Origin of the sequence: Streptomyces achromogenes (assembly GCF_030816715.1) — a bacterium.
Lineage (GTDB): Bacteria > Actinomycetota > Actinomycetes > Streptomycetales > Streptomycetaceae > Streptomyces > Streptomyces achromogenes_A.
In genome coordinates this window covers 3,657,134-3,677,266 of record NZ_JAUSYH010000001.1, presented here as the reverse complement: position 1 = coordinate 3,677,266, position 20,133 = coordinate 3,657,134, and the positions used below count along the sequence as shown (strand labels likewise).

17 protein-coding genes are annotated in these 20,133 nt (G+C 69.8%); 10 read left to right on the top strand and 7 right to left on the bottom strand.

Features of this window, described 5'->3' with window-relative positions; translation table 11 throughout:
• The first annotated feature begins 593 nt into the window (after positions 1 to 593).
• Positions 594 to 935, top strand: coding sequence for a hypothetical protein (locus QF032_RS16410; protein WP_307056332.1), 342 nt, complete (start codon positions 594 to 596; stop codon positions 933 to 935).
• A 201-nt stretch (positions 936 to 1,136) separates the two neighbouring features.
• Here the strand turns inward: QF032_RS16410 and QF032_RS16405 are convergent, their stop codons facing one another.
• On the bottom strand, positions 1,137 to 1,544 hold the full coding sequence (locus QF032_RS16405) for a hypothetical protein (RefSeq protein ID WP_307056331.1): 408 nt from the start codon (positions 1,542 to 1,544) through the stop codon (positions 1,137 to 1,139).
• 336 nt (positions 1,545 to 1,880) lie between these two features.
• Here QF032_RS16405 and QF032_RS16400 point away from each other — a divergent pair, with 336 nt between their 5' ends.
• The 9 genes from QF032_RS16400 (at position 1,881) to QF032_RS16360 (ending at position 10,311) form a co-directional block, all read left to right on the top strand.
• Positions 1,881 to 2,231 (top strand): hypothetical protein, encoded by a 351-nt coding sequence (locus tag QF032_RS16400; RefSeq protein ID WP_307056330.1) that lies wholly within the window; start codon positions 1,881 to 1,883, stop codon positions 2,229 to 2,231.
• Between the two features lies 1 nt (position 2,232).
• Positions 2,233 to 3,006: a hypothetical protein gene (locus tag QF032_RS16395; RefSeq protein WP_307056329.1), complete on the top strand. Its 774-nt coding sequence runs from the start codon at positions 2,233 to 2,235 to the stop codon at positions 3,004 to 3,006.
• Between the two features lie 148 nt (positions 3,007 to 3,154).
• Positions 3,155 to 4,681, top strand: coding sequence for a M48 family metalloprotease (locus QF032_RS16390; RefSeq protein ID WP_307056328.1), 1,527 nt, complete (start codon positions 3,155 to 3,157; stop codon positions 4,679 to 4,681).
• A complete protein-coding gene (locus QF032_RS16385) occupies positions 4,678 to 5,661 on the top strand; it encodes a hypothetical protein (RefSeq protein ID WP_307056327.1) in 984 nt (327 codons plus the stop codon). Before QF032_RS16390 ends, QF032_RS16385 begins: the two co-directional genes overlap by 4 nt.
• Positions 5,662 to 6,136: 475 nt before the next feature.
• On the top strand, positions 6,137 to 6,670 hold the full coding sequence (locus tag QF032_RS16380) for a TerD family protein (protein ID WP_307056326.1): 534 nt from the start codon (positions 6,137 to 6,139) through the stop codon (positions 6,668 to 6,670).
• Positions 6,671 to 7,141: 471 nt separating this feature from the next.
• Entirely contained in the window at positions 7,142 to 7,654 is a 513-nt protein-coding gene (locus QF032_RS16375) for a hypothetical protein (protein ID WP_307056325.1), read from the top strand.
• 106 nt (positions 7,655 to 7,760) lie between these two features.
• The gene (locus tag QF032_RS16370) at positions 7,761 to 9,194 is read left to right on the top strand and encodes a flotillin family protein (protein ID WP_307056324.1); all 1,434 of its coding nucleotides are present in this window, start codon (positions 7,761 to 7,763) and stop codon (positions 9,192 to 9,194) included.
• Between the two features lie 140 nt (positions 9,195 to 9,334).
• Entirely contained in the window at positions 9,335 to 9,682 is a 348-nt protein-coding gene (locus tag QF032_RS16365) for a hypothetical protein (protein WP_307056323.1), read from the top strand.
• Between the two features lie 152 nt (positions 9,683 to 9,834).
• Complete coding sequence (locus tag QF032_RS16360; protein ID WP_307056322.1) at positions 9,835 to 10,311, top strand: CBS domain-containing protein; 477 nt, start codon at positions 9,835 to 9,837, stop codon at positions 10,309 to 10,311.
• A gap of 699 nt (positions 10,312 to 11,010) precedes the next feature.
• Here QF032_RS16360 and QF032_RS16355 read toward each other — a convergent pair.
• The 6 genes from QF032_RS16355 to QF032_RS16330 form a co-directional block, all read right to left on the bottom strand.
• Positions 11,011 to 11,976, bottom strand: a complete 966-nt coding sequence (locus QF032_RS16355; RefSeq protein ID WP_307056321.1) for a sporulation-delaying protein SdpB family protein — start codon at positions 11,974 to 11,976, stop codon at positions 11,011 to 11,013.
• Positions 11,970 to 12,569, bottom strand: a complete 600-nt coding sequence (locus QF032_RS16350; RefSeq protein WP_307056320.1) for an SdpA family antimicrobial peptide system protein — start codon at positions 12,567 to 12,569, stop codon at positions 11,970 to 11,972. Before QF032_RS16350 ends, QF032_RS16355 begins: the two co-directional genes overlap by 7 nt.
• Before the next feature lie 87 nt (positions 12,570 to 12,656).
• A complete protein-coding gene (locus tag QF032_RS16345; protein ID WP_307056319.1) occupies positions 12,657 to 13,325 on the bottom strand; it encodes a hypothetical protein in 669 nt (222 codons plus the stop codon).
• Positions 13,326 to 13,567: 242 nt separating this feature from the next.
• Positions 13,568 to 14,494, bottom strand: a complete 927-nt coding sequence (locus tag QF032_RS16340) for a DUF1648 domain-containing protein (RefSeq protein WP_307056318.1) — start codon at positions 14,492 to 14,494, stop codon at positions 13,568 to 13,570.
• A 50-nt stretch (positions 14,495 to 14,544) separates the two neighbouring features.
• The gene (locus tag QF032_RS16335) at positions 14,545 to 14,892 is read right to left on the bottom strand and encodes a GntR family transcriptional regulator (protein WP_307056317.1); all 348 of its coding nucleotides are present in this window, start codon (positions 14,890 to 14,892) and stop codon (positions 14,545 to 14,547) included.
• A 326-nt stretch (positions 14,893 to 15,218) separates the two neighbouring features.
• Positions 15,219 to 20,093, bottom strand: coding sequence for a DNA repair ATPase (locus tag QF032_RS16330; RefSeq protein WP_307056316.1), 4,875 nt, complete (start codon positions 20,091 to 20,093; stop codon positions 15,219 to 15,221).
• Positions 20,094 to 20,133 lie beyond the last annotated feature (40 nt).

Below are 20,133 nucleotides of genomic sequence, written 5' to 3'. Positions count from 1 at the left end.
ACCTATCCGTCTAGAGTGAGATCTCAAACGCGGTCTGACGTATTGGTCTATGTATACGGATTCGGACGCGATGGTAGTAGTGCCTGGCGCGCGCATAGCCGGGCACGTGCCAGCTGTAACGGAGGGGCGACCAGCGGTCGTGGCGCCATGGGCCTATCAGCGCCACCCATAGCGACCGTTGAGATCACGACCAGGATCGGGTCCGCCGAGCGCCCGGCCTCCTCCTGGACCTGCCAACGCAGCAGAACGTTGATCCTCACGTCCGCGCCGTACTTCGCGCCAGGCCGCGAAGTAGTAGGAGACGGCTGACTTCGGCGGCAGGTCGTGCGGGAGGTAGTTCCACCGGCAGCCGGTCCTGCCGTGGGGCGCCGACGGAGCTCGCTGGGGCAGGGGCCATCAGGGTGCTTTCGGAGATCGTTTCCCGCGCTGACGTAGATCATTTCCCACGTGCCTGGCCGACGGCCGCGCCCCAGGATGTGCGCAGACGCGACGCGGATTCTGGCTTCTCAAGTGCCTACTCCCCAAGTGGAACGCTTGATCTTGAGATCTGGGGGCAGGCGGCTGCTGTGCCATCTGCGCGGTTCGATCTCCTCGTGCAGGTTCGACACGCCTTGATCGATGCGGGGTTCCACCTCGTTGGCGAGGATGCAGAGGACCGCAGGCCCGGGCTTGCAGTGACGACGGTGCCGACCGGCGTGCTGGTGGGATGGACGGCCTCGGACGGGTTCACCTCGTTGGTGAAGGACCGGCCCGGAGCCTCGTGCAACAGTATGCGGACGCTCGTACAGGCCGCTGTTTCGGGCCTGCTGGCCGAGCTAGGACACACCGTGACGGAACCGTCAAACGGCGGTGACCTGCTGGTCTTGGCCGACGAACAGGCGAATCGCCTGACAGGTTTGTCGGGCGATGAGAGTGGGCTCAGGGGAGGTGAATGACGCCGCGCCGGAGGCCAGGGTGACGGCCTTGGCCTTGAAACGATAAGACCCGGTCGGCTTCATGGGATGTCGGCTGGCCGCTCCTGCGGGAGCTTCGGCGGGTGATCAGGGTGATCAGGGTGATCGCTGGCCATGGGCGCAGGGACTCATCCGGCGCGTGAGTCATCAGCCAGACGGCATGTTCACCGGAGGCCTGGCCGCCTACCTGGTAACCGTGCGTTGCAAGGGGAACGAGCACGCGACGACGAACAGTCCGAACAGGGTGATGGGCAACAGGTGCACCAGCTTCGCAGGATCGTCCTGTAGCCAGTGCCGGTTGCCCCACCCGTTCGCGAAGACGTCCATCACCATCACGGCGCTTGCCAGCCAGACCCCTTCGCGCCGCACGAGCCCCACCAGAACGGCCACCAGCGGATCGAGAACCGCCAAGCTGACGAAGAACACCTGCACAGGAACCTGAGGCAACGACGCGTAGACATGGATGCCGTCACTGGCCAGATCGAGAATGTGGACGCAGGATCCTTCCAGGAATCCGATCATGTACGCCGCGAGAACCCATTTCGCCCATAACGGCTGTCCGCTCCATCGTTCCCGCAGCTCGCCCCTCACCGTGTCACCCTAGAGCTTCGGCAACAGGGTTCTCCCAGTGACCGGGACGTTCATGGGCATGCTGACGTGGGCTCCGCCGGGAGGCGTCCTGGATGGCCGTGGCCTCGCTGCCGCTGAGGCAGACCGCAGCGACATCAGTGCCCAGTCCTGGCAGCGGTCTTCTTGAAGGCCTTCACGGCCGCCTCCGCGCATCCGGGCATTGTCCAGCCAGGAAGAAGTCTTGCCTGCCGTAGTCCGGCAGTCGGGCCGCCCCAGATCATGCCGCTGAGTGGCATAACCCCCACAGAAAGGGCTGTGACTCAATGACCATGGCACTCAGCACGAAAGGCACAGGCGGTGAATGAAGTACGCCCTGCTCCGGTTGCATGGAGCGATACGGCATGGAGAGCGATCGGGTGCTCTGTCCTGTGCGGACTGGCCTACGCCGTCCTGGCCCTGCTGGGCGAGGATCAGCTGCCGGTGTCCGCACCGGTGGTGATGGTCCTGGCCCGCTGGTTCTGGCTGCGTCACGGCCTCTGGGGACCGGGCGCCGTCGCGGCGCTGGCCGGAACTGCCGTGGCGTTCCTCGTCGCCGACGCCCTGCGGCCGTCGCTGGACCGGTTGCCCGCCGATACCCTCGCCACCGAGGCGGGACTGCTCGTGGCCCTGGTCGTCTTCACCGTCTGCTCCCGGCTGCGGAGTACCTGACGTGGTACACGACCGCCACGTCCTCACCCGCACACCACGCAGTCTGCGCCGACGTGCCCTCTGCCACCGCGCCTGGGGAGCCGGTGCCGCGCTGCTGGGCATCACCATGGTGCTCGCCGCCGGTATCGGCCTGGCCACCGTGCCCGACCTGATGGACGACGAGCAGGCCTTTCACACCGCCCGCCCCTGCTCCGGGACGGTCGTCGCCGACTGCCTGCGGGAAGTACAGGCCACCGTGCGCGGCACGGTGATCCGGGACCGGGCCAAGGACTCCGAGCACACGCTCAAGCTCGCCGGCCCCCGCCCAGTACCGGACGAACTCGACATGGGCAGCAGCGAACCGCTGCTCGAACGCCTGAAGGCCGGAGACATGGTGACGGTGACCGTGTGGCGTGACTACGCGACCGCGGTGAGCAAGGACGACCTGACCCAGCGGTCCGCCGACACCCCCGAGGGCGAACCGCTGATCGCGGCCTCCGTGGCCGTGGCCCTGCTTTCCGGCGGACTCTTCGCCGCCCTCGCCGGGGGCATCGTGCTCGCCCGGGCCCCTACGTACGCCGCCCAGGGCCTTCCGGGGTTCTTGGTCCTGCGCGGCAAGCAGGCGCTGGGCTCCGCGCTGTGCGCCATCCCGGCAGGTGTGTTCGGCACCTGGACCGGCCCATGGGGAGTCGTCGTGTTGTGGGCGGTACTCAGCGGGGCCGTCTGCGGCTTGATGCGACGGCTTGAATCGCGACGGGCCGGCCGTCACGCGCGACCACCCGATCCGCCCCGCTGACACAAGCCAGCGACATGCGTCAGCCAACAAGTACGTGAGAGCAATGTGTGCGCGGCGTCGGGCTGTCGTATCCGTGTCATGGCCCAAGGGCGACAGGCCCGGTCAGCTGCGAAGATCCAGCCGCCCCTTGCGGAGAGACAGGAAAGTGGTGGACACCCTGATAGTCCACGGTTCGGACAGGCCTTCCGCGGTGCGTGAGTGGCTGCTCATCATGGCGATGTTCGCGGTCGCCTGGCTGCCTCTGGTCTGCCTTGCCCTGGCGTTTCTCGCCGTGGCGTTTGTCTGGCATCTGCCACAGGCGATCCTGCCGCCGCTGATGTGGGTGATGATGGGCGTCCTGCGGCGCTACGGTGACCGGGAGGCGTTGCCGGGCAGGGCTGTGCAGCCCGGTGAGGAGCCGGAACTGGCCGCTGTGGTCAGGGCGGTGGCCGAGCAGGTCGGCTTCCGGGAGCACCTGCTGGTGAGGATCACGCCGGATCCGGAAGCGGCAATGGGGCGGGCGAAGGTGTCCGGCGCACGCAGTTACGTTCTGCTGCTGGGCCTGCCTCTGCTGCGGTCCCTGACCGTGGGACAGCTGGCAGCCGTGATCGGGCATGAGCTCGCACATCGCCAACACATCAACAATCGGCGCGCGTCATGGTTGCTGGATGCCCGCTGCGCGCTCGCCCAGCGCCTGGAAGGCCAGGGCCGCTTCCGTCCGCTCACGCCGCTGGCCAGACCGCTGCTGCGGGCCTCCCAGCAGCGAGTCTGGCAGGCGGAGTTGGCCGCCGACGCCGACGCCGCCCGCGTCGCGGGTTCCGACAACACCACCGAGGCCCTGGAACTGCTGCACGCCTCCGTCGCCACGTTCGACGGGATCGGTGAGAGGTGGCTAGCGGAACTGGCCGAGGAGCATACGTATCCGGAGGACTTCTACGACGCGTTCGACGCCGTGCTGCGGGACCCGTTCGTCCGGCGCCGCTCCGCCGGCGTCGTGGCCGAGCAGGAGGCCCTCGACCCGTACCACGCGGCCGGTCACCCGCCTCTCGGTCAGCGGGTGGCCGCCCTGCCGCCCGCGGAGGGCTCCCGCTCCTGGGAGAACGAACCGCTCACGCTCCACGCGGCGGCGGCGATCGAGCAGTGGTGCGTTCGCCAGCTGGCCGGCCTGGATGGTCCGGGCGGTCACGGCGGTACGAAGGACAAAGTCCCCCGGGGCACCAAGCGCCCACCGCGCCGCGGGCACCGGTACGAGCCACCGGAGCCAGTGCGCCTGCTCGATCGCGACATGGGCCAACTCCACGTCCGGCTCGATGGCGGGGACGAGCTCGCGCTGTTGACCGCAACCCGCTGCGAGACGCCCGTCCAGGCACTGTCCGCCGCGCTCGAAGCTGTTCGCGACGGCAGGTGGCCCCGTCTGGCCCGTCGGCTCGAGCCCGCTCTGCGGTGGGTGCCTGCCGCCGAGCGCCCCCCTGCCGCTCGCGACGTGCTGGTCGCAGCCATGGGCACAGCCCTGGTCGCCCTGCTGCGAGGGGCAGGCTGGGATTACGCCAGCCCGTGGATGAGCACCGTGTTCACCGCGCAGGACGGGCGCGTGCTCGATGTCCACGAGTTGCTTGCCGTCGCCGTGGACAGCTCAGACCCAGAGCCCGTGCGAGCCCTCCTGGAAACCATCGGCACACAAGAGGTTCTGCTATGAGACGCCCTGGTCCCGCCCTGCGCGTCGCCCTCCTGGGCGTGGTCGGCACGCTGACGGGGTTCGCCCTGCTCACCACCTGGCTGGGCGTGCACGCCCACCGGTACGACAGCGCCCGCGACCGGGCCACGGCGCGTGCCGTCGGCCGGGTCATCGAGGACGACATCGGCGACGAGGAGGACATCCGCGTGCGGTGGACCGACCAGGCCGGCCACGAGCACGTGCAGCGCTTCGGCATCTACGACACCCACCGCTACACGAAGGGCCGCTCCTTCCCCATCGCCTACGACCCCCGCCGGACCCGTCCTCGTGGCTTCCCGGCTGACCCGGATGAGACCGCGACCGAGGACGACCTGCTCGTCCCGGTCGGTCTCGCCGGTGTCGCGGCGGCGGCTGTGTGCGGAGTCTGGGCGCGGCGCGGCCTGCGCTTTTGTTGGACGGCACGACGGCCGGGGCGCCCCATGAGCGCCACCGTGCGATGCGGCGAACGCATAGGTGCCGCAGGGTGGTTGTCGGACACCACCTGGCTCGTCCTGGCCGAGACCGACCAGCCCGGCCTGCCGGTCGCCTGGCAACGGGTCATGTGGCATGCCGTCCTCGGCCAAGGGTCGGCCGAACCCCTCATGGTGAGCGCGCATCCCGGAATCCGAGGCCGCGCTGCCGTGGTTGCGGAGCTGCCCGACGGCACACGGCTGGTGCCGCTGGGGCGCCTGCACCGGCGCCCTCCGCGCCACCTACTCCTCGGTGACCGCGATGGCGTCCGTGCCGATCTGCGTGACTCCTTCATCCTGGACGGCACTGAGCCTCCGTCCGCGCAGCCCTGGTGGCGGCCGGGCGCTCACGCCGCCGTCCTGGGCGCTGTCATCGCCACGGTCCCGGGCCTCGTACTGACCAACGGCAGCCTCGTCGCCACCGTGTCATTCGCCCTCATCGGCGCCACGGCATTCACCTCGTCCTGGGCCCTGTCGTCCCCGCAGCCCTGACGTGCCGTCGCGTGCGGCACGATGCCGGGCCACGGCTGACCCCGGCCCCTTCACGGTTGACGGTGGGGAAACAACCGTCCCGCTCGGCTTCCCGCGAGGTCCCCTGCGCTGATCTTCCAGACGGCCGTGCGTCGCCCGGTTCAGTGCTCCGAGGTGTTCCGGCAGGCCGTTGGCGGCCTCGGCACCGTCCGCCCGCCCAGGATCTTCGCTGTCAACGAGCCGTGGATCTGCGCGGGTCTCCCGCGCCCACGCCGACCACGCGTAGGCGGCGGATCGGAACCTGGCACCCCAGAACGTCGAGACGGGTAGGCCCAGGCCGATCTGTGCGGCAAGTCCGCCGACAAGGCCCCAGACAGCGCATCGAATCAGCGAGCAGCCTGCCCCCGCGCAGGCTTCAACAGGGTTACTTCGAGACATACTTGAACATGCGGGGACCATCCCGTGGTGGCGTGACAGCGGGAGAGGAAGCAAACCGGTGAGCAGCGGCAGTAAGGGGCTGGGGAAGGTCGAGGTGCGGCTCAAGTGGGACCCGAGTCCCTTTGATCAGCCGCCTCATCATCTCGACATCATCGCCGCGACCTACTCGGAGGACGCCCCCTACGGGCGGCCGGTGTACGTCGTCCACTTCGACAGCCGCTCACCGGACGGCACCATCAACATGAGCCGGCACAGCCAAACCGGTCAGGGCTTCGGCTACGTCGAAGCGATGACTCTGGAACTCGACCGCCTCGCCCCTTCCTTCGCACGGGTGGTCGTGGGGGTGGCGATCCACCAGAACACCGGCTCCAAGGCTTTCGGCGACCTGTCCAACGCCGGAGTGCTGGTGGTCGAGGGGTACACGGAACTGCTGAAGGACGACTTCACGCAGATCGCCGGATCCACCGCCGGGACCGTCGCGGAGTTCATCAAGGACGCCTCCGGAACGTGGGAGTTCCGCGAGATGGTTCGGGGGTTCGACAGCGAACCGGTGGTCTTCAGCGCGGAGATGGGCTCCGCGCCGCAACTCTGACCGGCAACCGTGCGAAGAGCCGCGGTCGGCAGCCGGACCAGTCAAGACCACACGGCGCCCCGCCGCCCGGAGAAGGGCGGCGGGGCGGGGGACGGCTCCGCCCGGCGAGAAGGCCGCGGGCAGGAAGCCGGATCGGCCTCGCCGACGGGGGGCGACGAGGCCAGGCGGAGCATAACGCAGACACCTCGGCCCTTGTGTGGGTCTGGTGAAACTTACTTGATTCTTGAAGTAAGGCAGGCGAGGCGCAGCCGCCGTGAGCTTGTGGCAGCCTACTTCGCTCTTTGGCGACCAGTCCCCGAAAACCGTCACCGAGCCTGGCGTCGTTCAGCCCGCTCGTGAAGGTGTCGGCGGTGCAGAGTCCGGCATCAATAGCGCGTAAAGATTGCCGGGGACAGGCAATGCCAGGACTACCCCCGACGTGTGAGCATGCATCCACCGGCACGTGACACAGGGGAGAGGCGGTGCGGTCGGATGGGCTGGTTTCTGGGTCTCGGCATCGTCGGAGTGGTGCTCCTCGTGCTGTCCCTCGTCTTCGACGGCGTCCTCGAACGCCTCTTCGACGGCGTCGGCGTGCTGGACGGTCTCTTCGACGGGCTGCTGTCGCTGCCGGTCATCGCCGGATTCGTCTCCATGCTCGGCTTCTCCGGTGCGATCGCTATGGGTGCCACGGGAGTGGGCGCCGTCGGTGCGACCGCGATCGGCGTGCCGGCCGGGCTCGTCACTGGCTGGCTCGCATACCGCCTCAGCCGGATGCTCCTGCGCGACGACTCCGGTGCGGCTCCACGCGACGAGGATCTGATCGGCGCGCCGGGGTCCGTGGTGACGGCGATTCCGGCCGACGGCTACGGCGAGGTGCTGGTCCATCTCGCCGGGCAGCCGGTGAAACTCTCCGCGAAGAGTCCCGCACCGGTGGCCCAAGGGGCCGAGGTCTGGGTGGAGGGGACGCTGTCCCAGACAGCGGTGTCCGTACGACCCGTGCGCTGACCGCACCGCACCACCACCGTTGTCGTCGCACCGCGGGCGTTGCCCGCTTCCGCACACGAACCCGTATCGATCTGCCGTCCCCTGGGAGGGCTGAGGGGATAACACCATGAGTTCAGTCGCTGTCGCCGTCATAGGAGTCGTCGTACTCCTCGTCCTGCTCGCGCTGGTCGTCGTCACCCGCTACAAGGTGGCCGGTCCCAGTGAGGCGTTCATCGTTACCGGGCGGCGCGGCAAGCAGTCCACCGATCCGGAGACCGGCCGGGTGTTCACCGACAACAGCGGGCAGAAGGTCGTGGTCGGCGGCGGGGTGTTCGTCGTGCCGTTCGTGCAGCAGAAGTTCACCCTCGACCTGTCCTCGCGGCACATCCCGGTGGCGGTGCGCGGCGCGGTCACCCTGCGCGGTGTCAAGGCCCACCTGGAGGGTGTCGCCATCGTCAAGGTCGGCGGCAGCGAGGATTCCATCCGCGCCGCTGCCCAGCGATTTTTGATGCAGCAGGACGGCATCGTCGGCTTCACCCAGGAAGTGCTCTCCGGTGCACTGCGTGCCATCGTCGGCCGGATGTCGGTGGAGGACATCATCCGCGACCGAGCCGCGTTCGCCGGCCAGGTCGCCGAGGAGGCGGAGGCCAGTCTGTCGGGGCAGGGCCTGGTCCTTGACGCCTTCCAGATCCAGGACATCAGCACCGAGGGCTCCTACCTGGAGGACCTCGGCCGGCCGGAGGCCGCCCGCGCCAAGCAGGAGGCCGACATCGCCGAGGCCGTCGCCCGGCGGGCCGCCGAGCAGGCCCGGCTGAAGGCCGAGGAGGAGATCGCGATAGCCCAGCGCACCTTCGCGCTGAAGCAGGCGGAGATCAAAGCCGAGACCGACGAGGCCGCTGCCCGCGCCGCTGCCGCCGGCCCGCTGGCCGAAGCCGCACGATCGCAGGAGGTCCTCGCAGAGCAGGAGAAGGTCGCCCAGCGGCAGGCCGCGCTGACCGACCGCGAGCTGGACACCAAGGTCCGCAAGCCCGCTGACGCCGCCCGCTACCAGGCCGAGCAGGAGGCCGAGGCCCGCCGCATCGCCCTGGTCAAGCAGGCCGAAGCCGACGCCCAGCGCTCCCGGCTGACCGGTGAGGGCGAGAAAGCACACCGCGCCGCGCTCGCCGACGCCGTACGCATCGAGGGCGAGGCCGAGGCCGCCGCCATCGGCGCGAAGGGCGCCGCCGAGGCCGAAGCGATGCAGAAGAAGGCCGACGCCTTCGCCCGGTACGGCGACGCAGCCGTCCTGCAGATGCTCGTCGAGGTCCTGCCCCAGGTCGTCGCCAAGGCATCCGAGCCGCTCAGTGCCATCGACAAGATGACGGTCATCTCCACCGACGGCGCTTCCCAGCTCTCCCGAACGGTCGCCGACAACGTCGCCCAGGGTATGGAGCTCCTCAGCTCCACCACCGGAGTCGACCTCGCCGAGCTGCTGAATGGTATGACCAAGCGGGCCGGCGGTGCGCAGCCCGAGGCCGCGGCATCGGCCGAAGCCAACGGCAAGATCGAGATCACCGGCTGACGCTGGTACGGCAGTGCAGTGAGCCCGGGCGGCTGCGAACCGCCTTGGCTTCAAGGACGGACGCTGCGTCCCCTGATGGCCGACGAGCTGCGGCGAACGCCTTGCGGCCGCTCGGCCGTCTCGGAGAAGGAGTGTGGGAAATGTTCCTGTGGGCATGGCTGATCGGCTGGTCGGCCTTCGTGCTGCCCCTGTCGATCGCCTCGTTGCGGGGCTGGGCGCCCAGGCGGGTCCGCAGTCGTACGACGCCCTGGGGCATCCGAGTCCGGGGTGTCGCCATGCTGGTGATGTGGGTCGGCGGGCTGGTCGTCCCGCTGGGACGGTGGGGCGGGCTGGTCGGCAAGGACGCGATGTTCCTCCTGCCCGTGGTGGAGGCCGGTCTGTTGCTGTTCGCGGCAGGGCTCATCGCCGGCTCGCAGCTCGGTGACCGCTTCCGCCGCAGCGCCGTGCGTCCACAGGTCAACGGCCAGAGCATCGGCGATCGGTCCTGATTACGTCGCCACGGACCGGCTGGGGCTTGTTCTCCCTCATGCGGTGGTTCCACCGGTGCCGCCGCGTATCTTTCGCATCAATGACCTGGCCCGCTCGCCGATGACGTAAGACGGTGAGTGAAGAAAACTTTCCAGCAGACGAGGAGCCCGCCATGCGCGCGCGTGACCTGGCGGCCGAGTACGAGACGGTGAGCGTCGACAGCGATGCCATGGAGGCGGCCCGGCTGATGGCCGAGCACAGGCTGCCGGCCCTGCTCGTGGTGGACGAACGGGGGGAGCCGAAGGCGATCCTTCCCGCCTCCCAGATGATCAAGATCCTGGTGCCCGCCTACGTCATCGAGGACCCCGCTCTCGCCGCCGTCATCGACGAGAAGCACGCCGACCGGCTGTGTCAGGCCTTGGCAGGCCGACGCGTCGGCGACTGCCTCTCCAGCAAGGCCGACCCGCCCCCGATCGCCGACCCCGACGACACCGCGCTGGAGGTGGCCGCGCTGATGGCGCGGGTGCGCAGCCCTCTGGTGGCGGTGGCGACGAAGGACAAGGCCGGAACACACCTGCTCGGCGTGATCACGGCCTCGCACCTCCTGCACGAGCTGCTCGGCGCCGGGGGGACGTCGAGCCCGGCGTGACCGAGGGCTGCGAGGTCGGCGCCCCCGCCCTGGATGCGGGCGTGGCCCTCGGACAGCCGCGTCACCACTCATCCCGCGCCGGGATTTCGGCCGCCCTTGTCATGCAGTGAGGCTGCGCTGGCGGCTGCGGCGTGCTGGGCGGTCAGCGGCCTGGGATACGGCGCGACCGCAGCCCTTGACGAGCCTGAACTGTCCGTTGGGTCCCTCGTCGGCGCCGGGCTTGTGCAGTGGCTCTGGGTGCGCCGCTGCTCCTGGCCGGCAGCGGCCGGGGCCGGTCTCGTGGGAGTTGAAACGGGCTGTCGAGATCGTTGATGTCCTGCGGCCGGAGCTGGGCCCGTACGGAGCGGACGCGCTGGCCACGGGGATGCGGCGATCGCCTCCGTAAGCGTGCTCACTCTGGTGGGGCACGTGAGAGGACGCCGTCATGCCGCCGCACGGTGACCCGTTGGCGGGACGCCACATCAGCCTGCCGGCCGTGCTGGGAGCCGTTCGGCGGCGCTTCGTCTGGCGTCGCGTGTGGAGGCTGTGCGCGGCATCGCTCGGTGTCGCGATGCTCCTCCTCGGCCAACGAGACGGCAGCTGTTCAGCGGCGGCCCCGCCGGTGAACCGGTGGGGCCGCCGCTGAACGGCATCTGTCGGTCTCTCACCTTTCGCGTCCTGGTGTGATCAGTGGTGTGCCAGAAGCCCCCGGTCGTGGTGTCAGGGCTGGGTGCCGGCCATGACAGGTGCTTCGACCGGATCCTTCTTTTCCGCAGGGACGGCCGACGGGCGGGGAGTTCGGCGCAGCATGCGTGTGAAGTCGGGGTCGTGCCCGAGAGGTGTCAGGAGCAGGAGCAGGCCGGCGCACATGGCCAGGGCGAAGCTCCACAGGCCCATCACGGCTGCGATGCACAGGTGGAAGGAGACGCCCGCCGGCAGCAGCATCCAGCGCGCTCTTTGTGGCATGAGGAGGGCGGCGGCCAGAGCGAGTTCGAGGATGAGGGGGCCCCAGGTCATCGCGGCGACGCCTACGGGGTGGTCGACCACGGACTCGAGCGTGGGGCGTAGCCAGTACGGGGCGCCGAAATCGTAGTTGTTGATCCAGTAGTACAGGGCGCTGCCGTCGGCCCATTCGGCGTGGGGGAGCTTGGCCACGCAGGACTGGAAGTAGAGAACCGACATCTGGATGCGCGCGACGGTCAGGGCGCTGACGCCCAGCAGTGCCCACCGGTTGCGGCGATTCGACGGGGGGCTGTCGGGCGGCGGGGCAGGCTGCCAGTGCCAGCGGCGGGGGTCGCCGAGGGCCACTGCGACGATCAGCAGGGTGAGGATCCAGGTGATCTGGTCGCCGCCGTCGGGGATGGCGATTCCGGTGAAGACGCTGAACGCCACGTAGGCATGGGGGATCGCGGTGAAGCGGGGACGCCAGCCGCTCGCTGCGACCACCAGGACGAGGCAGCACGCCCAGCGCATGGCGTCGTAGTGGTCCTCGGACACCTGGCAGAAGGCGCCAGCCGAGTTGACGCCCTGACACAGGGGGTACCGGCCGACGGTCGCGACCTCGCGGAAGAGGGTTGTCGCGTCGCTGAAGACCAGGGTGCCCAGGGTGCCGAGAGCGAGGAGGGTGCGGGCCAGGCCGTATCCCGCGGCCCAGGGAAGGGGGACGGTGCGCGAGCGCTTCAACACGTCACCTCCAGCACCATGACCCGCTCGGGGGAGTGTGCTTCGGGCAAGAGGTCGCGCCACGCCCACGGCGTCGGCTTCTCCTGGAGCAGGCCGACGGTTCCGCACAGCGTGGGTCTGGGGGAGCGGTTGTCGATGTGCCGTCCGGGTGCGCCGTAGCCGCCGAGGCACTGCGAGCGGCTGCTCGTGCAGTCATGCCAGTCGCCCTTTTGGGCGGCGGAGAGCAGCAGTGCGATCTCCACTCCCTGAGCGCGTGAACGTCGGTCGAGGCCGAAGGCATTGTGCGGGGAGGAGTGCGGCGTCAGGGAAGCCGACTTCCAGCCGCTCGCCCTCTTTTCATAGGGGACTATTTCGGCGTCCCTCGGTGATTTGGTGAAGAAGGCCCAGCCCTGGGGGGCCATATTCGCCACGGTATGCCGGGCCTTTGTTTGGCCGGGCAGTGTGATGACGTTCTTCGGCAGCTGTTCCTGGACCACGTACGCGATGAGGACCGCCCAGACGGCGCAGACGACGATCACCGACTTCATTGAGACGGAGACGGCTGCGTCTGCGGTCCGTGTGAATGCGAGGCAAAATTTACGGAGTTCTTTTTTCATGCGAGTCGGTTTCCCTGCCGCTGTGACGCCGAAAGGACGGGCCCAGAGGGCGGGGAGTCTGCAGCCTCCCCGCCCCCACGAGCAATGTCAGGCGGCCTTGAGCGCCCGAGTGACCTGGGCGACCGCCTCGTCCTTCGACAGCGGCGTGCCGTCACCCGTGGTGGGCTGGGAGCTCCAGAACCAGTTCTTGCCCTTCACGAAGTTGGCGCCGACGGCCACGGTGACCGTGACGACGGCGCCGGCTGCGGTGATCGCAGCCACGACGTGCACGAGCGCCGCGCCGACCGCCACGGTCACGCCGCAGAGCTGGCCGTTCTCCACCGGGGTCGCAGACTTGTTCTGTGCGACGGACAGCAGCATGTGCTGGGCGTCGGCGACGGCGGCCTCGACCTGGCGAGGGTCGCCGCTGCGGGCCCGTGCGCTGAAGTCGGCGAAGAAGCTCGCCGAGCGCTTGTTGATCAGCTCGATGACGGCGTTCGAGGCACGGACCTCGTCCAGGTCCTCGTTGTCGAGGTGCTGGCGGGCCTGCGAGAACAGGTCCAGGTCGGCGAGGTCATGACCCACCTGACCCTGTGCGAAGAACAGGCCGCGAAAGACGTTCTCGCCGTCGGTCTTCGCCGACACCGCGGACGCGGCGGCCGCCGGCCGTGCGGAGACGCCGGAGGTGTCCGCCATCGCCGACGGCGCGACGGTCACGCACAGGGCCGCGGCCGTGACGCCGGCCACCGCCAGGATCCCCCGCTGTTTGATGTTCAATTCGTTTCCCCTCGAATCGATGAATTACCGAGGGTGAAACGGTGCGTGGTCAGCACACACGCCTACCCCCCGGCTTGGCGATGAAGATCTTCACATGCCTCGATCGGAATGTCGATCAACTGTGGCGGGGGTCACATCGCCGTGTTTCGGGGAGTTTCGTGGCGCATATTTTTCGGTGGCTTGTTTATTTATTTGACTTCGGTCCCGGCCGGTGCGGGGGTGTCGCCGGCCGGGACCTTTCCTCACCTTGTGTGCTGTGCACTCAAGGAGTTCAAAAGAGCGGCCGCGTGTTCGGCGTCGTCCACGCTCACGGCGAAATCCTTGCCCTTGGCCGTGCGGATGACCAGGCACTCGCCGCCGCGGAGCATCACCGTGGTTCCCAGGCCGCTCAGCCGGTATCCCCAGCCGCCGACCTGAGCGGGCGTGCGGTTCTCGGTGCGGGCCGACTCGATGTCCTCGAGAGGCCAGTGACGACCGGGCCAGCCCAGGGGGCCGAAGGTCACATCCAAGCCGCGTTCCGTCACGCGCGCCTGAACCGAGGAGCAGGCCAGGACCAGCACGCAGGCGAGCGCGAACGGCGTGGCGGCCAGCGCGACCGGAGGGTCCGCCAGACCCGCCAGCGCACCCACCACAACCGCGATCGCGATCAGCCCCGTCACGGCGGAGACCGCCTGCAGCCAGGAATTCGACGTACGCGCGAGCCACACGAGCCGCTGTCCGGCGGGCAGATCCAGTGCCGGACCGTCCGTCGCCGGCGGCGCCTGCGCCGGCCGCTGCGCGGCCAGGAAACCGATCGCGCCGACAGTGGCCGCAACGACGAGAGTGCCCACGACCCAGCTCGTCACCGAGTCGGCGTCATGCCAGTCCGCGTGGTCGAGGTTGGCCCGCACGATCGAGGCCTGCCCGCCGAGCAGTATCACGCCACCGAACCCGAGGCCGGCAAGAGCCCATCCCGGTACCGCGCCGCCACCGGTCCCCGTCCGGCGCAGAACCAGCGCGACGACGGCGGTCAGCACCGCCCAGACGAGCGCAGGAAAGAGCGCCGCGGCCCACAGCGGCATGGAACCGTCGGGGCTGCCCGAGCCGGCGTTCCAGTGCGTCGCGAGCCGTTCGGGCAGTCGACTGCTCGCAACCGGAGGCAACGCCACCAATAACACCAGTACACCCACACACCAGCCGACGGTCCCCCACGCAGATGTGCTCCTGCGTCCACGGTCGGTCACGGAATCTCCCTGATCATCTCGATGACGTCGCTCTTGCTGTAGCCCAGGTGCGCCGCGTCGGCCACCAGACCGCGCACGCGGTCCAACAGCGCGGAGCGCCGGTCGGCCCCGTCGGCCACCGTCACGCCCCGCCCCCGCCGGAACTCGAGCACGCCCTCGTCGCGCAGCGCCCGCAGTCCGCGCAGGACCGTGTTGACGTTCACGTCCAGCGCCCGGGACAGGTCCCGGGCCGGGGGGAGCCGGTCGCCCGGCTCGCACTCCCCTTCGGCGATGGCGCGTCGGATCGCTCCGGCGACCTGCTCGTGCAGGGGGGAGTTGCTCGCGGTATCCAGTCTCAGGAGCATAGTGCTAATTACGATAGCACCAAGTTCTTCATGTGAGTGGTCGATTCCAGACACCTGGCACTCGCATGACGCCATGGCGCGGCAGGTCAGGCCGCCGGAGCGCATGCCGGGCACGATCCGCGTGGCGAGGCTCGTCGAACGACGGGCAGGCGGGCAGGCGGGAACGCGGGCACGCACCATCCCCGGCACCGCCCCCACCTCGCGTGCCCACGCAGCCGCCTACATCGAAGGCCAGCACGAACAGCGCCATGAGAAGGCGCATGCCTGTGCCCGCCTAACGGCGGGCCATACCCGCGCCGGGCAGTGCGAGAAGGGGACGCTCCATGTCATACCTTCCCCTCACCCCGGGCCGCCCGGGCGGCGTGCCGGGCCGTGGTGTCGGCCGTCGGACGGCGCGGGTCTGCGGCTTGGTTGATCGCCGTCTCGACGGCCGCCAACCGGTCGGCGAGCAGGCCGAGGGCTGCGATCGCCCGGTCGAGCGGGGCGCCGTCCGGGTCGCCGAGACTCTGCACGCGGACGTACGTCGCCTTCAGCTCGTCCCAGCGCAGCGTCTGCTGGGCGGTCAGTGAGTGGCGCAGCTCGGCCAGCTTCAGCAGGTTGGCCTCGGCGCCGGTGGTGAGGGCCTGGGCCTCGGCCCTGTAGTGGTCATCGATCAGCGCGGACAGTTCGGCGTCGTTCATGACCGGCTGGATGCGCTGGACGATCTTGTTCATGTTGCGGTACGAGCCCTGGAGCTGGAAGGGCGGTTCGGTGCGTGTGGCGTCGGACTGGGCCGCCGAGGCGATGTAGGCGCTGTTCACCGCCATCACGGTGTCGCGGGCCGTGAGCAGATGGCGCAGCACGGCCAGGATGCGCTGCAGTTCGGCGGGCGCGTAGGGGTGGGTGAGACGGTCGGCGCGGGCCGTGGTGTCGCCCTGGGCGAGCCGGACCAGCAGGTCGAGGTCGGCGCGCTCGCGGCCGGCGAGCGGGGCCAGGACCGGGTTCGCGGTCAGGGCGTTCTCGATGAAGCTGAGCCCGAAGGCGTCCTGCTTGCCTGTCAGGACGTCGCCGAGGTTCCAGACGTCGGCGCGGTTGGCGAGCATGTCGGGGACGCGGAATCGGGCGCCGGACTCGGTGTAGGGGTTGCCGGCCATGCAGACGGCGAAGCGCTTGCCTCGTAGGTCGTAGGTGCGTGGCTCGCCGTCGCGGACGCCCTCGATGCGGCGGGTGGCGTCGCACAGCGGGATGAACTTCTGCAGCAGTTCGGGCGAGGTGTGCTGGATGTCGTCCAGGTAGAGGAGGGTGTTGTTGCCGGCCGCCAGCGCGAAGTTGATCTTCTCCACTTCCTGGCGGGCGGTGGCGTTCGGGGCTTCGGCCGGGTCGAGGGAGGTGACCGTGTGGCCGAGGGCGGGGCCGTTGACCTTGACCAGGATCAGGCCGAGGCGGTCGGCGACGTACTCCATGAGGGTCGTCTTGCCGTAGCCGGGCGGGGAGACGAGCAGCAGCAGGCCGCCGGTGTCGGTGCGCTTGGACTCACCGGTGGTGCCCAGCTGCTTGGCGAGGCTGTCGCCGATCAGCGGAAGGTAGACCTCGTCGATGAGCCTGCTGCGCACGAACGAGGACATGATCCGCGGCCGGTACTCGTCCAGGTGGAGCCGGGTGTGTTCGGCGGCCACGAGCTCCGTGCGGCGGCGCTGGTAGGCGCGGTGGCCGGGGACGTCGTGTGTGCGGAACGCGTGGGTGCGGGCGAGGAACTCGTCGATACGGACGGGCAGGGAACCGGCGGTGATGCGCGGGTGGACGCCGAGCAGCCCGCGGACCGTCTTGATCATCTGCGCGTCGGAGCCGTAGCGGGCCAGGTCGGGGCAGAGTTCTGCGGCAACCACCTCGGCCAGGTCGCCGGGGGTGGTGTCCGTGCCGGTCGAGGCGGTGTAGGAGGACAGCCACGCCTCGACGAGCTGCTTGCGTGCGGCCAATCCGCCGAGTGCGGTGAGGTCGTCGTCGTAGGCCGAGGAGCCCACCGTGCGGCGGAACTTCTCCAGCAGGGCGCGCGCACTCCCGCTGACGACGAAGCCGTCGGGGCCGCTCGTCAGCTCCTCGAAGAGGTAGGCGGCCGCCGCTTCCGTGCCGATCGCCTCCGCCAGCTCCTGCCGCAGGTCGTCGATCGCCGGCGTCAGGCCGAACGTGTCCCGGGCGCGAGCCAGTGAGACCGCGCGCCGCTGCCAGTCCTGCCGGGCCTCGTCGGTCGTGCCGTGAGCCCAGAACATCTGGGCGGCGGCACGCGCCGCCGGTGCGTGGCGAAGGGGGCCCGCGTCCGCGTACAAGCGCAGGAGCGTGGTCAGGATCAGGGCCGCGTCGTGGTCATGGACACCCCGCTCGTATCCCTCGTCGTAGGCGGTCTCCGCGGCCTGCCGTACGAGGTCGGGCAGGTCTGCCTCCTCCAGGACCGCCGGGCCGTGTTCGTTCAGCAGCCGGGCGGCGAGGTGTTCGGCGCGGTAGACCTCGGGTGACTCCGAGGGCAGCGGGCGGTCCCAGTATGGGCGGGTGGCGGTGAAGTCGGGGTCCGTGACCGGTGAGCGGTAGTCGGTGCCGGTGAGGGCGAAGGCGAGGGTGTCACCGTGCGGGACGAGGGTGAGGTCGAGGGACTGGGTGTTGACCGCGAAGCGGTGGGTGCCGAGGCGGAGGGTGCGGCCGTCGTCGGTGTAGAGGTCGGTGCGGTCGCGCAGGGAACGGAGGGCTTCCTGCCGGGCGGCTTTGAGGCAGCTGTCGAGTTCCTCCGCCTTGACCTGGTCGCCGAGTTCGCGCAGTTCGTCGGCGACGCGGCGGACCTTGGCGACCATGGGATCGGAGGTGAAGTACGTGGTGACGGCGTCCGTGTCGGCGAGTGTGGCGGCGCGGCGGGTGATGGTCCGCAGGACGCGGACCGCCGAGTCGGCGAGGCGTTCGGCGTGGCGGGCGCGGGCGTCGGCGAGGGTCTGTTTACGGGCGGAGAAGGTCTCGTGGACCTCGTCGCGCTTGTCGGCGAGGTCCACGAGGAAGTCGTCGAACTCGGCGAACCGGGACTCCAGGTTCTCCAGCTGGACGAGCAAGCGGGCGAGTTGCTCGTCGCACGCCTCGGGGCTGTCCGCGGCGGCGAGCGCGCCGGTGACCGCCTGGCCCAGCAGGGCGAACTCGGCCGCGAACTCTGACCGTCCTTCCCGGTCCAGGAGTGCGCGACGGCGGCTGTCGAGAAGGGCGCGGGCGCGATTGACCCCGCCGAGGACCTCGGCGATCTGTTCCAGGATGGACGTGCGGACGGTCGCGCCGGCGATGTCGAGGCCGGTGACGACCTCGGTGACGGTGCGCAGTCCGTCGGCGAGTTCGTCAAGGCGGGCGGCGACGGATGCGGCTTCGGCGACGGTGGTGATCGCCTCGGCGTCGGTGACGAGCTGCTCGACGTCGGACTGATGGTCGGCGAAGGCGTCCCCGCGCGCGAGGTGAGCTACGGCCCGCTGCCCGAAGGCGGCCAGGTCAGCCTCCACGTCGGAGGAGAGTTCGTCGATGCGCGCGGTGTCGGCGTACCGCATGTCCTTGAGGGTGAGCAGGTGGCCTTGGGCGTGCCGGAGTTCGGTCAGACCGGTGACCCAGGCGGCGGCGCTGCGCGGGGCCTCGCCGCGCAGACGCCGTACGACGACGGCGGCCCGCTCCGCGGCCTCCGTCAGCGCGTCTGCGGCCTGCCGGGTGAGTGCCTGGACAGTTTCGAACTCGGCCAGCACCTGCTCGGCAGTTGTCCGCACCTGTGTGAGCGGCTCGTGCAGATCGCCGAGTCCGGGCTCGCCCAGCCAGTGGTGGGAGTCGGCCGCCCGGACGCAGGCGGCGGTCAGTGCTTCGTACACCTCGCTCGTCTCGGTGGTCTCGGTGACGGCGCGGGTGATGGACAGGCAGTCGGAGATGGCGCGCACGAGGTCGGCGTTGCCGACGCGGGCGAGCGGACCGGTGCCCGCTGGCCGGGCTGCGGCGTGGGTGTCGGAGACGAACGGCGAGTTCCACAGCTGGACGGGATGGATGTGCTGCGGTTCGTCGCTGTCCGCGCGCAGCACGACGAGCGCGCCGTCGTCGAACAGCGCCCAGCCCTGGCAGGAGAGCGGGGCGGCGACCTCCTTGCGGATCACGTTGTACGGCAGCAGCAGGCTGCGGCCCTCCACCCGCGCGTGGAAGGCGAACAGCACGTCCTCGCCGTTGGGTGAGCGGACCGCGCGCTCGAACTCCAGGCCCTCGGTGACGACCGCATCGAAGGTCTTGTACGCGCCCGTGGCCAGGCAGTAGCCGCCGGGCAAGACGATTCCCTGGTCGTCGGGCAGCCGACGGCACGCCTGCCCGATCCCGTCGAGACGGACGACCGTCCTGGTGAGGGTGTTGAACACCAGGTGGCGGTCGGCGTCCTCCTTGTAGGGGCGGATCCGCAGCAGGATCAGGGCCCCCACGCGTGCGTACGCGATGTCCGCGTCAGCGAGGGACTGCAGCGGCTCGTCCACGGGTTCCGTGTAGACGCCCTCGCCGGTCTCCGTGTTGTTCTCGACCCTGACGGTGAGGGTGCCGCCGACGGTGGCGACGAAGACCTCGCCCTCGATGGAGACGTGAGGATGGCGGCCGAGGACGTGGTCCTCACGGGAGGTCCGCGTCCACGCGAAGTCGTGGGAGGGCGGGAAGACGTGATCGCGCTCGCCGCGCGCGTCGAGGAAGGACACCTGGCCGTCGTCGGTCACGGCCCAGCGCAGGACGCGGATGTCCCCGGCCTTCTCACCGGTCCGGAAGACGGCCAGCAGTCTGCCGTCGACGCGGCGGAGCTGAAGGAGGTGGGCCTGACGGTAGTAGCGGTAGAGGGCGGCGAACTCGCGGACGAAGGCCGGGTCGTCGAGCAGGCCTGGCACGGCGTCGTCCGGCAGCCGGTTCAGGTCACGGTCGTGCAGCGCGAAGACGTCGCCGACGGTCTTCTCCGGCCCCCGGCCGAGGAAGACATTGTGGCCGAAGAGCAGGACGCCGCCGACGGCCACGATGTCCCGGGGCACGCAGGCGCGCGCGGTGCGCAGCCTCTCGGTGCCGGCGAGTTCGAGCCGCGTGGAGCCGAACTCTTCCGTGCGGCGGGCGTTCAGCTCCTCGGCGCGGCGGGCGAGCTCGGCGGCCTGCGCGGTGAGGCGGTCGCGCAGCACCTCGTACGTGCCGGTGTCCAGGCCGGTGGTCATGGAGTCCCTCTCAGAACGTCGAAAGAGCGGTCCGGAGCTG